Source organism: Pseudomonas sp. LS1212 (assembly GCF_024741815.1).
Classification (GTDB): Bacteria; Pseudomonadota; Gammaproteobacteria; order Pseudomonadales; family Pseudomonadaceae; genus Aquipseudomonas.
Window position 1 is genome coordinate 533,044 of the sequence record NZ_CP102951.1, and the last position, 13,302, is coordinate 546,345.

Below are 13,302 nucleotides of genomic sequence, written 5' to 3' on the forward strand. Positions count from 1 at the left end.
AGCCTGACAAAGCGGTTGTGCTGCTGTGACAGGCATTCTGTAGCATTGGTCGGCGCGCCGTTGGTGCGTCTTTGCTTTATCAGATGGAGAGCGCTATGGCTTGGAATGAGCCGGGTGGCAACTCGAATAATCAGGACCCTTGGGGTGGACGCCGTGGCGGCGACAAGAAAGGGCCACCGGATCTCGACGAGGCCTTCCGCAAGCTGCAGGAAAGCCTGAATGGGTTGTTCGGTAGCGGGAAGAAACGCAGTGGTAATGCAAGCCCCGGCAAGGGCGGCGGGCTTGGCTTGCTCGGAATCGGGCTGGCTGTGCTGGCGGCTATCTGGCTGTACAGCGCCGTGTACGTCGTGGACGAGCAGGAGCAGGCCGTCGTGCTGCGCTTCGGCAAATACTACGAAACGGTAGGGGCAGGTCTGAACATCTATTTCCCGCCGATCGATCGCAAGTACATGGAAAACGTCACGCGTGAGCGTGCCTACACCAAGCAGGGCCAGATGCTGACCGAAGACGAGAACATCGTCGAAGTGCCGCTGACCGTCCAATACAAGATCACCAACCTGCAGGACTTCGTGCTGAACGTCGACCAGCCGGAAGTCAGCCTGCAGCACGCGACCGACAGTGCATTGCGCCATGTGGTGGGTTCCACCGCCATGGACCAGGTACTGACCGAGGGTCGTGAACTCATGGCCAGCGAAATCAAGGAGCGGCTGCAACGCTTCCTCGATACCTATCGCACCGGTATCACCGTAACCCAGGTGAACGTACAGAGCGCAGCAGCACCGCGTGAAGTCCAGGAAGCCTTCGATGACGTGATCCGTGCTCGTGAAGACGAACAGCGTGCGCGTAACCAGGCCGAAACCTATGCCAACGGCGTCGTGCCTGAAGCCCGTGGTCAGGCCCAGCGGATTCTCGAAGACGCCAACGGTTATCGTGACGAAGTGATCTCGCGGGCCAAGGGTGAAGCCGACCGCTTTACCAAGCTGGTCGCCGAGTACCGCAAGGCACCGGAAGTCACTCGCCAGCGCCTGTACCTGGACACCATGCAGGAAGTCTACAGCAACACCAGCAAGGTGCTGGTGGCGGGCAAGGAAGGGCAGAACAACCTGCTTTACCTGCCGCTGGACAAGATGGTCGAGGGAGTTCGCAGCGGTGCACCGGTAACCTCGGCAACCGTGCCTGCCAGCGATGCGGGGGCTCGCGCAGCCGCAGACGTGCAACAGCAGCAGCGTGAGTTGCGTTCAAGGGAGAGTCGCTGATGAGCAATAAATCGCTGATCGCCCTGATCGTTGGCGTGGTGCTGGCGGTCGTGGCATGGAACAGCTTCTACATCGTCTCTCAGACCGAACGTGCGGTACTGCTGCAATTCGGTCGTGTGGTCCAGACCGATGTCCAGCCAGGCTTGCATGTGAAAGTGCCCTATGTGAACAAGGTGCGTAAGTTCGACGCGCGTCTGATGACCCTGGATGCACCGACCCAGCGCTTCCTGACCCTGGAAAAGAAAGCCGTTATGGTCGACGCCTTTGCCAAATGGCGGGTGAAGGATGCCGAGCGTTTCTACACCGCGACGTCCGGCCTCAAGCAGATTGCCGACGAGCGTCTGTCGCGTCGCCTGGAGTCGGGCCTGCGTGACCAGTTCGGTAAACGCACCCTGCACGAAGTGGTATCGGGCGAGCGTGACGCATTGATGGCTGACATCACGGCATCGCTCAACCGTATGGCCAACAACGAGCTGGGTATCGAAGTCGTCGATGTCCGGGTCAAGTCCATCGACCTGCCCAAGGAAGTCAACCGCAGTGTGTTCGAGCGGATGAGTACCGAGCGTGAGCGTGAAGCGCGCGAGCACCGGGCCAAGGGTAACGAGCTGGCCGAAGGTATCCGTGCCGATGCCGACCGTCAGCGTCGCGTTCTGCTGGCCGAGGCTTATCGGGTATCCGAAGAAACACGCGGTGATGGCGATGCTCAGGCGGCGGCCATCTATGCCAAAGCCTATGGTCAGGACCAGGAGTTCTATGCGTTCTACCGCAGCCTGCGCGCCTACCGTGAAAGCTTTGCCAACAAGAGTGATGTGTTGGTGCTGGACCCAAGCAGCGAATTTTTCCGCTTCATGGATAAATTCAAGCCTTGAGGATGCATTCCGCCGGGCGGTTAAACCGCCTGGCGGGGTGATCCTTGCAGAAAACGAGTGTATGATGCGGCAGCCGGGAAATTCCCGGCTTTTTTGCGTCTGCAAGATCGATTGGCCAATTTGTGGCCATGCATGTGTAGAGATCTCATCAGGATTGCGAGGATATTGGCCTTCCAGGCACGGTGGTCCGACAGTGACCGCCAATGACTGGCTGCCAGTATCTGCTTTACTCAAGGCTCGCCCGAAGGCTGGCCGCCCGGATCATAGGGGAATGGCGTAATGGCAACGGTAGACCGCTGGCTGCTGCCAGATGGCATCGAAGAAGTATTGCCGCCGGAAGCGGCGCGCATCGAAGTAGCACGTCGTCAGGTGTTGGACCTGTTCCAGAGCTGGGGCTACGAGTTCGTCGTCACCCCGCATATCGAATACCTGGAGTCGCTGCTGACCGGTGCCGGCCAGGACCTGGATCTGCGCACCTTCAAGGTGATCGATCCGCAGTCGGGTCGGCAAATGGGGTTCCGCGCCGACATCACGCCGCAAGTGGCCCGTATCGACGCGCATACCCTGCGCCGTGAAGGCCCGAGCCGGTTGTGCTATGCCGGTAGCGTGCTGCATGCGCAGCCGCGGGCGCTGTCGTCCTCGCGCAGCCCGATCCAGCTGGGTGCCGAGCTGTACGGCGATGCCAGCCCGGTCAGCGACGTCGAGGTCATCAGCCTGATGTTGGCGATGTTGCAACTGGCCGAAGTGCCGGATGTGCACATGGACCTGGGGCATGTCGGCATCTATCGCGGCCTGGCCCGTGCTGCCGGCCTGTCCGGCGAGGTCGAGCAACAGCTGTTCGATGCCCTGCAGCGCAAGGCAATCGATGAAGTCATCGAGCTGACCACGGGTCTGCCGGATGACCTGGCGCGCATGCTGCGGGCATTGGTTGAGTTGTGCGGTGGCCGTGAAGTGCTGGAAGTCGCGCGCGTGACCCTGGCCAATGCACCGGCACCGGTCCTGGCTGCCCTGGACGACCTGGTGGCCATCGCCGAACGGCTGGCCACGCGGTTCCCGGAGCTGCCGCTGTATTTCGACCTGGGTGAGTTGCGCGGTTATCACTACCACACTGGCGTGGTCTTTGCGGTATTCGTGCCGGGTGTCGGCCAGTCGATCGCCCAGGGCGGTCGCTATGACGACATCGGTGCCGATTTCGGTCGTGCGCGACCGGCCACGGGCTTCTCCACGGATTTGAAGACCCTGGTCACACTGGGGCGTGCCGAGGTCGTATTGCCGTCTGGCGGGATCTGGATGCCCGACAGTACGGATGCGGCACTCTGGCAGTTGGTCTGCCAGTTGCGCAGTGAAGGTCAGCGTGTGGTTCAGGCTCTGCCTGGGCAGCCGATGACCGCCGCCCATGAGGCGGACTGCGACCGGCAATTGATTCAGCAGAACGGGCTTTGGCAGGTACTGCCGCTGGCTTCCTGAGTTTTCCCGCCGGCTTGCGGCCGGCGCCAAGTTTGCGCGAATGAGGACAAGTGTTATGGGTAAGAATGTCGTAGTCCTGGGCACCCAATGGGGTGATGAGGGCAAAGGCAAGATCGTTGATCTGCTGACCGAACATGCTGCCGCCGTAGTGCGCTACCAAGGTGGCCACAACGCTGGCCACACCCTGGTGATCGACGGCGAAAAAACCGTTTTGCACCTGATTCCATCGGGCGTGCTGCGCGAAGGCGTGCAGTGCTTGATCGGCAATGGCGTGGTGGTTGCACCTGACGCCCTGCTGCGGGAAATCATCAAGCTGGAAGAGAAAGGCGTACCGGTGCGCGAGCGCCTGCGTATCAGCCCGTCCTGCCCGCTGATCCTGTCCTATCACGTTGCGCTGGACCAGGCCCGTGAAAAGGCCCGTGGCGAGCACAAGATCGGCACCACTGGCCGTGGTATCGGCCCGGCTTACGAAGACAAGGTTGCACGTCGTGGCCTGCGCATCGGTGACCTGTTCCACCGTGAGCGTTTCGCCGCCAAGCTGGGCGAGCTGCTCGACTACCACAACTTCGTGCTGGTCAATTACTACAAAGAGCCGGCCATCGACTTCCAGAAGACACTCGACGAGTGCATGGAATACGCCGAGCTGCTCAAGCCGATGATGCTCGACGTCACCGCCGAACTGCATAACCTGCGTCGCGATGGTAAAGACATCATGTTCGAAGGTGCCCAGGGCTCGCTGCTGGACATCGACCACGGTACCTACCCGTACGTCACCAGCTCCAACACCACCGCTGGCGGCATCGCTACCGGTTCGGGTTTTGGCCCGATGTACCTGGATTACATCCTCGGCATCACCAAGGCTTACACCACCCGTGTTGGCTCGGGTCCATTCCCGACCGAACTGTTCGATGACGTCGGTGCCTTCCTGGCCAAGCGTGGTCACGAATTCGGTGCTACCACCGGCCGTGCCCGTCGTTGCGGCTGGTTCGATGCCGTGATCCTGCGTCGCGCCATCGAAATCAACAGCATCTCGGGCCTGTGCCTGACCAAGTTGGACGTGCTCGACGGTCTGGAAACCATCCGCATCTGCGTTGGCTACAAGAACCAGGACGGCGCAGTCATCGACGCACCGACCGACGCCGACAGCTACATCGGCCTGGAGCCTGTGTACGAAGAAATGCCGGGCTGGACCGAGTCGACCCTGGGCGCCAAGACCCTGGAAGAGCTGCCGGTCGCTGCACGCAATTACATCAAGCGCGTGGAAGAGTTGGTCGGCGCGCCGATCGACATCATCTCCACCGGCCCGGATCGCAACGAAACCATCGTGCTGCGTCATCCGTTCGCCTGATAAGTAATTGATGTTCAAGCAAAGGGCTCCTTCGGGGGCCCTTTGTCGTTTCTGCCTGCTGAACGGCACGACCTTTGCTGTAAATCTCGCTCCCGGTGAGCCATCAATTTAATGGCGCCTGAAGTAGAGGATTCTCCAGTGTCGGCCGTTCTCTCGCTGTTACGAAGCCGCTTGTTGCGGCCAGTGTTTGTTGCTCTTGGTATCGCTCTGTTGGTGCAAGTGCTGGTGGCGGTCGCACTTACGCGCAGCACGGTGACTGCGCTGGAGGCCGATCTGGGCCAGCGGCTGGGCGTCGATAGCCAGAAGTTGTCCGCTGAACTCGAGCAGGCGGGGCGTGAAGTGACGTCGAGCCTCGACAACCTTTCGAGCAGTACGCGGCAGCGTTTGACCAGCGGTCTTTCGACCCGGCTCGAGGCCGAGCAGGGGCAACTGCGCGCTACCCTTGAAAAAAACCTGAAAGATTCCGCCAATGATATGGCGCAGTTGCTTGCCTCGGTGGCGCCGCGCGCCATGTGGGACAACGACGTGCCGACCCTGTCGGAATTCGCCCGGCGGGCTCAGCGCAATCCCAATGTCCTGTTCGTGGTCTATGACGACGCCCAGGGCCAGCACCTGACCCGCTATTTGAATCGGGAAAACCCGATCAACCAGGCCCTTTTGGCCAAGGGTAGCGGCGAGCGCGCACTGGACAAGGTGCTCAACGCCGCCAGGAACGATGCCTCGGTGTATTACGTCGAGGCCTCGATCAATCCCAATGGCGTCGAAATCGGCAAGGTCTTGATGGGCGTCTCGACAGCTTCCGTAGAACAAGAGCTCAAAGCGCTCGACCAGCGCTTCACCGCCTTGATTGCCAGCGGCGACCAACTGGTGGCCGACAGCCTGGGCGCTGCGGCGGCCGATAGCTCCAAGGCATTGCAGGCAAGGCTGGGGACGGCCCAGTCCAGCGCATCGGCAATGCAGGCCAATACCACCCATACCGTCCAGGAAGCGGCGGCGACCCTTCGTTGGCGCATCGGCCTCGGCCTGGCGCTGGTGGGCGCGGGTGTCCTGCTGGTGCTGGCGGTAGTGCTCGGCCGGCGTGTCGTCAACAGGCTGCACCTGCTGATTGCGGCGCTGAACGATCTGGCGGCCGGCGAAGGCGACCTGACCAAGCGCGTCGCGCTCAACAGCAAAGACGAAATCGGCGAGATGGCCGCTGCGGTCAACCGCTTCGTCGACAAGCTGCAGCCGATCGTTCGTGAGGCCGGCGATGTGGCGCAGCGTACCGGTGTCGAGATCGGCGCAATGGCGCAACGTAACGCTGGCGCCGATGCGGCAGCCGAAATGCAGCGCGATGAAGTTGCTGCCAGCCTGCGGGCGCTTTCGACCATGGCCGATGAGGCGCAGGCGGAAAGCCAGGCCATGCAGGCTGCCCTCAAGCAGGTAGTGGATATCCGTCAGGCAACCGACGAAAACTCCCGGACCTCGGCCCAGGTCGGCAACCTGATCGAAGCCCTGGCAGGGCAGGTACAAACCGGCTCCAAAGTCATCGAGCGGCTGGCCGAGCAAAGTGAGCAGATCGAAGTCGTGCTGACGGTGATTCATGGGATCGCCGAACAGACCAACCTGCTGGCGCTCAACGCCGCCATCGAAGCGGCGCGCGCCGGGGAAACCGGCCGTGGCTTTGCCGTGGTGGCCGACGAGGTGCGTGCGTTGGCGAGCAAGACCCAGAGCTCCACGGGTGATATCCAGGCGCATATCGGCGCACTGCAGCAGGGTGCTCGCGAGGCGGTGGCAGCGATCAGCCAGGCCGGTCGCCAGGCCAATGAAGGCTTGCTGGTGCTGCGCGACAGCGCTCGGTTGCAGCACACAGTACAGTCATCGGTCGAACAGGTGCATGCAGCCATTGGCCTGGCTACCCGCGCAGCCGAGCACCAGGCGCGGGGCGCCCAGGCAGTCAGGGGGCGGGTCGAGACGATTCATGCCCAGGCCGAGCGAGCGGCCCAGGCGGTGCTGGAAACCACCGCCAGCAGCAAGGTGCTCGATGGCCTGGCGGCCCAGCTCAAGGCCAGCCTGGGCCAGTTCCGCGCCTGATCAGGCGCGGTTCAGATACATCCGCGTGGTCAGCAGGTAAACCGGCAGGCCGGAGATCAGGATCAGCAGCGCCGCATAAGGCGCTGCTGCCGCGAACTCGACGTTGGCGGTATGCGCCCAGACTTCTGTTGCCAGCGTGGTCATGCCGGTTGGGCTGAGCAGCAGTGTCGCGGTCAGCTCCTTTATCGCGTCGAGAAAGACCAGGGCGAATGCCGCCGCCATTGCCGGGAAAATGATCGGCAGGGTCACCCGGCAAAAGGCACTGAAGGATGATGCGCCGAGGGTGCGTGCAGCTTCTTCCAGCTGTGGTGCGGCCTTATGCAATGCCGTGCGTACCGGCGCCTGGGCCAGCGGCAGGAACAGCAGCGCGTAAGCCAGCAATAGCAAGGCAGACGTCTGGTACAACGCAGGCACATAGTGCAGCGCGAAGTAAACCAACGTCAGCGCGATCACCAGCCCTGGCAAGGCATGCAGCAGATACGGCAGGCGCTCGGCCCAGATCGCCAGGCGGCCTTTGTAACGCACCACCAGCAGGCCAACCGGTAGCGCCAGGGCCAGGCTCAAGGCTGCGCCGCCAAGCGCGAGCGACAGCGAAGAGAGCAACGCCTTGCTGATCTCGGCAACCGGAAAGGCTGCCGATGAGCCCACGCACAGCCAGTAGACCAGCATTCCCAGGGGAACTCCGCTGCCGATGAGCGCGAGCGCCAGGCAATACAATTGCCCCGGCCATTTCCAGGCCCCGAGTCGTATCGGTGGTGCGCGCCGTTCCACGCCCTGGCCGATGCGAATGTGCCGTGCGGTCCCGCGTACTTTCAATTCCAGCCCCAGCAGCAACAGGCACATGAACAGCAGCACCGCCGAGAGCATGGCCGCGTTGGCGTTACTGAACTCCAGTTCGAACTGCTGATAGATCGCCGTGGTGAAGGTCTGCAGGCCGAGAATCGACAGCGCGCCGAACTCCACCAGCATGTGCAGCGCAATCAACAAGCTGCCGCCCAGTATCGAAGGCCAGAGCAAGGGCAGGGTGACCTTGAAGAATATGCCCCAGCGGTTCTGCCCCAGGGTGCGAGCCGACTCCTCCAGGGAAATATCGAGGTTGCGCAAGGTCGCGGCCACCGGCAGAAACACCAACGGGTACTTGGACAGCGTCATGACCAGGATCGCACCGCCGAGGCCTTCGAACTGCGGGCTCAATGAAACCCAGCTGAACCCGCTGACAAAGGCCGGCACCGCGAAAGGCAGGCACAACACCACGCCCCAGGCCTTGCGCCCTGGCAAGTCGCTGCGTTCCAGCAGCCAGGCCAGCGACAGGCCGATGAGCGCACAGGCCACCGTGACCGCGGCCATCAGCAGCAGCGTGTTACTCATCAAGCCCAGCACGTAAGGGCGCCAGAGCAGTTTCAGTGCCTCATGCCACCCCGCTTGCCAGGCCTTGAGCCCGACATACAGCAGCGGCAGCAAGCTGAGGCCGACCAGCAGCAATACCGGTAATACCACCCAGATCGAAGGCCGTTTGCGGCGCGGCACAAAGCCACCCGCAAGGTTGGAGGTGCAAGCCTGAGCGGTCATCAGATCAAGCCAACTTCACGTTCCAGCTCCAGTGCTTCTTCGGCGTTGCCGATGTCTGCCGGGGTGATCTTCGGTGGGCGCAGCTCATTGAAAGGCTTGAGGCCCTGGTCGGACTCCATGCCCTGGTGCAGGGGATATTCGGCGGTGGTCTGAGTGATCACGCGTTGGCCTTCTTCGCTGGCCATGTAAGCCAACAACTGCTGCGCTTCCTTGGGATGCTTGCTGGATTTCAGCGCAGCGGCGCTGGAAATGGTAACCAGGCCACCGACGTCACCATCGGCCAGGTAGTAAAGGCGCGAGTCGAGCTGGCCTTTCTCTTTCTTCAAGGCATACCAGTAGTAGTTGTTCACCAGCACTGTAGCGACTTCACCGTTTTCCACAGCCTTGAGCGCCACCATATTGTTTGTGTACGTCTTGCCGAATGCCCGCAAATTCGTCAGCCACTCTTCGGCGGCATCGCGGCCATTGAGCTTGATAATGGCCACGGCCTGCTCCTGAAACGCGCTACTGGTCGGCACGAAACCGACCTTGCCTTGCCACTCGGGCTGGGCGAAATCCATTACCGACTTGGGCAGGTCTTTCTCGTCGATCAGCTTAGGGTTGTAAGCGACGACGCGGGTGCGCGCAGTCACGCCCATCCAGGAGCCGTTGGCGGCGACATAATCCTTGGGCAGTACCTGCAGGGTGGCATCGTCGATCTTGGCCAGCAGCCCCAGTTCGCCGAGATTGTTCAGTGGCGGCGACTCTTCGGTATAGATCACGTCAGCCGGGGAGCGGTCACCTTCCTCGATCACCTGGCTGGCCAGCTGATTGCTGCTGCCCTTGCGCACATTGACGTAAATGCCGGTCTTGGCTTCAAAGGCCTTGGCGATGGCGACGCCGATTTCCTTGTGTTGGCCGTTGTAGAGGGTGATGGATACCGGGTCGGCGGCCTGAACGACCGGAGCTGCCAGTACCACGCCTAGAACTGAAATGGCCAGGCCGCGAAACAGGCTGCTCGAAAGCAGGTTTTTTCGGATCAACATTCGCAATTTTCCTTACAGACGCACGACAAATCTGGAAACAATAATAAACGATATTGTTTCTCAAGTGCGCTTGCGAGGGAAAATTAATGAGCAGGCTATCGTTTCTAATCCCGAAGGAAGGCCACAGCGATGGCTGATCTGTCAGGCGAAAACACTTCGCTGTTTCGTACCGAAGTGATTTCTTTCAGTCGGCAACAAGGCATGGGCCACGTACTGATCCACCAGCCCTGGGGCTACCGAGTGGCTACTGCGTTGGCAGGTGTTTTAATTCTGCTGATATTGGCATTTGGCTATTTTGGAACCTACACACGTAAGGCCACCGTCAACGGCTTGCTGGTGCCCGAGAACGGCATGCTGCGCCTGACTGCGAGCAGTACGGGATTGCTCACTGACGTAAAGGTTGTCGAAGGGCAGCAGGTTAAAGCTGGGGAGGTGCTTTTCATCATTTCCGGTGAGCGCCTATCTATTGCAGGTGGAACCCAGAAGCTCATATCCGAACAGCTCAACCAACGCTTGCTACTGATGGAACGTAATCGTGCTCTTGCAGATGACCGGCTCGCTGGGCAGGTGCGCATGGCCGACAGCCGTCTGGCGGTTATTTCCGAGGAGTTGCGCCAGTTCCAGGAAGAAATTCGCCTTCTGAAGCGCCGTACAGCATTGGCGCAAGCCCACCTGGAGCGCCAGCAGGAACTGGTGAGGGCAGGATTCATTTCCATCGCCCAACTCCAGCAGGCCGAAGCGGAGCAGCTTACGATCAAGGGGCAGCAACAGAGTATTCAACGTGCTCGAAACAGCCTTAATCGCGAGCGTACAGAGTTGTTGGCGCAACGACAGGACATGCTGCTACGACATCAATCAGAGATATCCGAAGTCGATAGAGGCATTGCGCTCGTCAGGCAGGAGCAGGTTGAAAGCGACGTCCGTAGCGAGCAAGTTGTCGTGTCACCCTTTGACGGCCTTGTTACTGGCGTGAGCGTGCAGCGCGGTCAGCATGTCGCCGCCGGTACGTTGATTGCTAGCTTGATTCCGCACGGAGCGATCTTGTCCGCTCATATCTATTTCGACTCTCGTCGGGTGGGTTTTATCGAAGCTGGTCAGCCTGTGCTGTTGCGCTATGCGGCGTACCCGTACCAAAAATTTGGTATGGGGCGTGGGGGAGGTAGTCGGTCTTACGAAAAGTCCTTATGCGGCTTCAGAACTGCCTCTCCATGTTGTCAGCGCCATCGGGGTTACCGGGGCCTCAACTGAGCTCTATTATCGAGTCACGGTCGCACTTGAAGATCAGGATGTGTTGGTCTATGGCCGGAGGCAACCCTTGCAGTCCGGTATGTTAATTGAGGCTGATGTTGAACAAGACACGCGGCGTCTTTATGAGTGGGTGTTGGAGCCGATTTATTCGGTGGTCGGGAAGCGTTGAGATGCGTGGGTAGATTGCAGCATGGCGGAGATATCTGTCGGGTAATAAGCAACTCTGCTGCGAGCTTCTTGTCTTTCGCTTTTGTATAAGGATTTTCCTTGTGTGGTCTTCTGTTTGTAGGGTGCATGATAGTTGCGGTTTTGTTGTGGCGGTGGCCTAAATTGAATTTTTAAGGGGGGTATATGAATGTGAAGTTAGAGAGGATTTTTAGTAATAAGCTGCTTGTAGTGTCTGGTTGGGGGACGGGTCTTGCTTTCCTTTTTGTAATTTTTAGTCAGCGAACAGGGTTGTCCGTCGAAAGTTTTAGGTTCTTGGATGAGGTGCTCGCATTTTCCGTTGGGGTGTTTTTTTTGTTAGCGGCACATTCTGTTTCGACTGCAATGAAAGAGTTGGAAGAAGAAGGTTTTAGGAAGTATCCAATCGTAAAATTTAAGACGCTTTTTGGTGGGGTGGGTTCATTGGTGTTGATGCTGGGTGGCTGGTTTTTTTCTGACTATATTCAAAATGATAATAAGGCTATGAAGACAGCAACAGCATTTGGAGTATTGTTGTTCGGCTCGGGGTTTATTGTTGTGTATGCTGCTGTGAATACTATTTTTCAAGGAGATCGTAATGAGAGAGCTTGATGTTAGAGAGCTTTGTGTTGTAGGTGGTTGAACGAGCCCCATGAAAGACAGGACACTGTTTCCCCCTTACGATAAGGGATAGGCAAACGGTTATGTTTATGACTAACAGCAACGATAAGAGTGGGGAGCTTTTGGGCCAGGAGCGGCGGCGCCGCTGGAGCCCAGAGCAAAAACTGGCCATGGTTCGCGAGAGTCTTGAGCCAGGGCAAAGCGTTTCGGTGGTGGCTCGGCGTAACGGCATCAATGCCAACCAGCTGTTCCTCTGGCGCAAGCTGTACCAGGACGGCAGCTTGTCGGCGGTCAGTGCTGGCGAAGCCGTGGTGCCTGCCTCGGAGCTGAGCGATGCGCTCAAGCAGATCCGTGAACTGCAACGGATGCTGGGCAAGAAAACGATGGAAGCAGAAATCCTCAAAGAGGCCGTGGAGATCGCCCGCTCGCGAAAATGGATTGCGCACTCACCCTTGTTGCCGGGGGACGACCAGTGAAGCTGGTCAGCGAATGTCTCGGTGTGGCGCGCTCGCAATTAACGGTTCGAATCAAGCAATCAGCCTTGCCCAAGGTACGGCGAAACAGGCCCGTGGACGACGCTGAACTGGTGGTTGAAATCCAGCAACAGGTCAGCGAGCTGCCCAGCTATGGCTACCGTCGTGTCTGGGGATTACTGCGTCGCGTACGTGAAACCCAGTTGCTGCCCGCGATCAACGCGAAGCGGGTTTACCGGGTCATGCGTGATCACAATCTGCTGCTTGAGCGTCGACTCAAACAGCCCGGCGTGCCACGTCGACACGAAGGCCGTATTGCCGTGAAAACCAGTGATACGCGTTGGTGCTCGGACGGCTTTGAGTTTCGTTGCGAGGACGGCGCCAAACTGAGCGTGACCTTCGCCCTGGACTGCTGTGATCGCGAAGCCATCGGCTGGGTCGCCAGTCCAACGGGATACAGCGGTGATGATATCCGTGACTTGATGCTGGAGAGCGTGGAAAAGCGCTTTGGCGACCAACTGCCCGCCACGCCGGTGCAATGGCTAAGCGATAACGGTTCGGCCTATACCGCCGAACAGACGCGCCTGTTTGCTCGGCAGATCGGTTTGCAACCGGTGACCACGCCAGTACGCAGCCCGCAGAGCAACGGCATGGCTGAGAGCTTCGTGAAGACGATCAAGCGTGATTACGTGGCGCACATGCCCAAGCCGGATCGAGAAACGGCGCTACGCAACCTGGCCATTGCCTTCGAGCATTACAACGAGGAGCATCCGCACAGCGCCCTGAAATATCGCTCGCCGAGGGAGTTCAGGCGCTTGGCCGCAGCATCAATTTAACGGGGAGTTGGTGTCCGGTTTTTTAGGGGCAAGTCCAGTGGTGGTGACGGTAGCGCGGGACAAGCTGCAGCCGCAGGAGTGGGAGGAGCCCTAGGAGCTTCTGCGGGTAAGGCTGCAGGAGGAGTTGCGGGTGCTTTTGTGGGAGGAATGATCGGGTCGCTTGGAGGCCCACTTGGAACAGCTGTCGGAGCAGGCGCAGGCAGAGCCGCAGGTCAGTATCTTGGTGGAGCAATAGGGGCTGGGTTAGGAGGGTACGGTGCGTCAGAGGCTTATGACAAAGCTGGTACCGATTATTCAGGTTGTGATTATCACTGAATTGATTTTATAAAGATTA

The 13,302-nt window shown here is 59.6% G+C and carries 10 protein-coding genes and 1 pseudogene; 9 read left to right on the forward strand and 2 right to left on the reverse strand.

What is annotated here, in order from left to right; all coding sequences use genetic code 11:
* The first annotated feature begins 95 nt into the window (after positions 1–95).
* The 6 genes and pseudogenes from hflK (at position 96) to NVV94_RS26780 (ending at position 7,013) form a co-directional block, all read left to right on the forward strand.
* Positions 96–1,256, forward strand: a complete 1,161-nt coding sequence (hflK, locus tag NVV94_RS02440; protein ID WP_258445674.1) for an FtsH protease activity modulator HflK — start codon at positions 96–98, stop codon at positions 1,254–1,256.
* Positions 1,256–2,125: a protease modulator HflC gene (gene hflC, locus NVV94_RS02445; protein ID WP_258445675.1), complete on the forward strand. Its 870-nt coding sequence runs from the start codon at positions 1,256–1,258 to the stop codon at positions 2,123–2,125. Before hflK ends, hflC begins: the two co-directional genes overlap by 1 nt.
* Before the next feature lie 279 nt (positions 2,126–2,404).
* Positions 2,405–3,592 (forward strand): ATP phosphoribosyltransferase regulatory subunit, encoded by a 1,188-nt coding sequence (locus tag NVV94_RS02450; protein ID WP_258445676.1) that lies wholly within the window; start codon positions 2,405–2,407, stop codon positions 3,590–3,592.
* 55 nt (positions 3,593–3,647) lie between these two features.
* On the forward strand, positions 3,648–4,940 hold the full coding sequence (locus NVV94_RS02455) for an adenylosuccinate synthase (RefSeq protein ID WP_258445677.1): 1,293 nt from the start codon (positions 3,648–3,650) through the stop codon (positions 4,938–4,940).
* A 954-nt stretch (positions 4,941–5,894) separates the two neighbouring features.
* Positions 5,895–6,107 (forward strand): annotated as a pseudogene (locus NVV94_RS26775) (methyl-accepting chemotaxis protein); the annotation flags it as partial.
* A 201-nt stretch (positions 6,108–6,308) separates the two neighbouring features.
* Positions 6,309–7,013, forward strand: a complete 705-nt coding sequence (locus tag NVV94_RS26780) for a methyl-accepting chemotaxis protein (RefSeq protein ID WP_408733474.1) — start codon at positions 6,309–6,311, stop codon at positions 7,011–7,013.
* Here NVV94_RS26780 and NVV94_RS02465 read toward each other — a convergent pair whose 3' ends face one another.
* Complete coding sequence (locus NVV94_RS02465; RefSeq protein ID WP_258445679.1) at positions 7,014–8,582, reverse strand: iron ABC transporter permease; 1,569 nt, start codon at positions 8,580–8,582, stop codon at positions 7,014–7,016.
* Entirely contained in the window at positions 8,582–9,607 is a 1,026-nt protein-coding gene (locus NVV94_RS02470) for an extracellular solute-binding protein (protein ID WP_258445680.1), read from the reverse strand. Before NVV94_RS02470 ends, NVV94_RS02465 begins: the two co-directional genes overlap by 1 nt.
* Positions 9,608–9,736: 129 nt before the next feature.
* Here NVV94_RS02470 and NVV94_RS02475 point away from each other — a divergent pair, with 129 nt between their 5' ends.
* The 3 genes from NVV94_RS02475 (at position 9,737) to NVV94_RS02485 (ending at position 12,968) form a co-directional block, all read left to right on the forward strand.
* Complete coding sequence (locus NVV94_RS02475; RefSeq protein ID WP_258445681.1) at positions 9,737–10,855, forward strand: HlyD family secretion protein; 1,119 nt, start codon at positions 9,737–9,739, stop codon at positions 10,853–10,855.
* A gap of 351 nt (positions 10,856–11,206) precedes the next feature.
* Entirely contained in the window at positions 11,207–11,650 is a 444-nt protein-coding gene (locus tag NVV94_RS02480; RefSeq protein ID WP_258445682.1) for a hypothetical protein, read from the forward strand.
* A 98-nt stretch (positions 11,651–11,748) separates the two neighbouring features.
* A protein-coding gene (locus NVV94_RS02485; protein WP_408733446.1) for an IS3 family transposase occupies positions 11,749–12,968 on the forward strand; the annotation gives its coding sequence in 2 pieces (ribosomal slippage) (positions 11,749–12,094 and positions 12,094–12,968; 1,221 coding nt in all).
* The last annotated feature ends 334 nt before the right edge of the window (positions 12,969–13,302 follow it).

Coding starts and splice junctions, on each gene's coding strand:
- hflK (WP_258445674.1), top strand. CDS start 96: ATGGCTTGGAATGAGCCGGGTGGCAACTCGAATAATCAGGACCCTTGG.
- hflC (WP_258445675.1), top strand. CDS start 1,256: ATGAGCAATAAATCGCTGATCGCCCTGATCGTTGGCGTGGTGCTGGCG.
- NVV94_RS02450 (WP_258445676.1), top strand. CDS start 2,405: ATGGCAACGGTAGACCGCTGGCTGCTGCCAGATGGCATCGAAGAAGTA.
- NVV94_RS02455 (WP_258445677.1), top strand. CDS start 3,648: ATGGGTAAGAATGTCGTAGTCCTGGGCACCCAATGGGGTGATGAGGGC.
- NVV94_RS26780 (WP_408733474.1), top strand. CDS start 6,309: ATGGCCGATGAGGCGCAGGCGGAAAGCCAGGCCATGCAGGCTGCCCTC.
- NVV94_RS02465 (WP_258445679.1), bottom strand. CDS start 8,582: ATGACCGCTCAGGCTTGCACCTCCAACCTTGCGGGTGGCTTTGTGCCG.
- NVV94_RS02470 (WP_258445680.1), bottom strand. CDS start 9,607: ATGTTGATCCGAAAAAACCTGCTTTCGAGCAGCCTGTTTCGCGGCCTG.
- NVV94_RS02475 (WP_258445681.1), top strand. CDS start 9,737: ATGGCTGATCTGTCAGGCGAAAACACTTCGCTGTTTCGTACCGAAGTG.
- NVV94_RS02480 (WP_258445682.1), top strand. CDS start 11,207: ATGAATGTGAAGTTAGAGAGGATTTTTAGTAATAAGCTGCTTGTAGTG.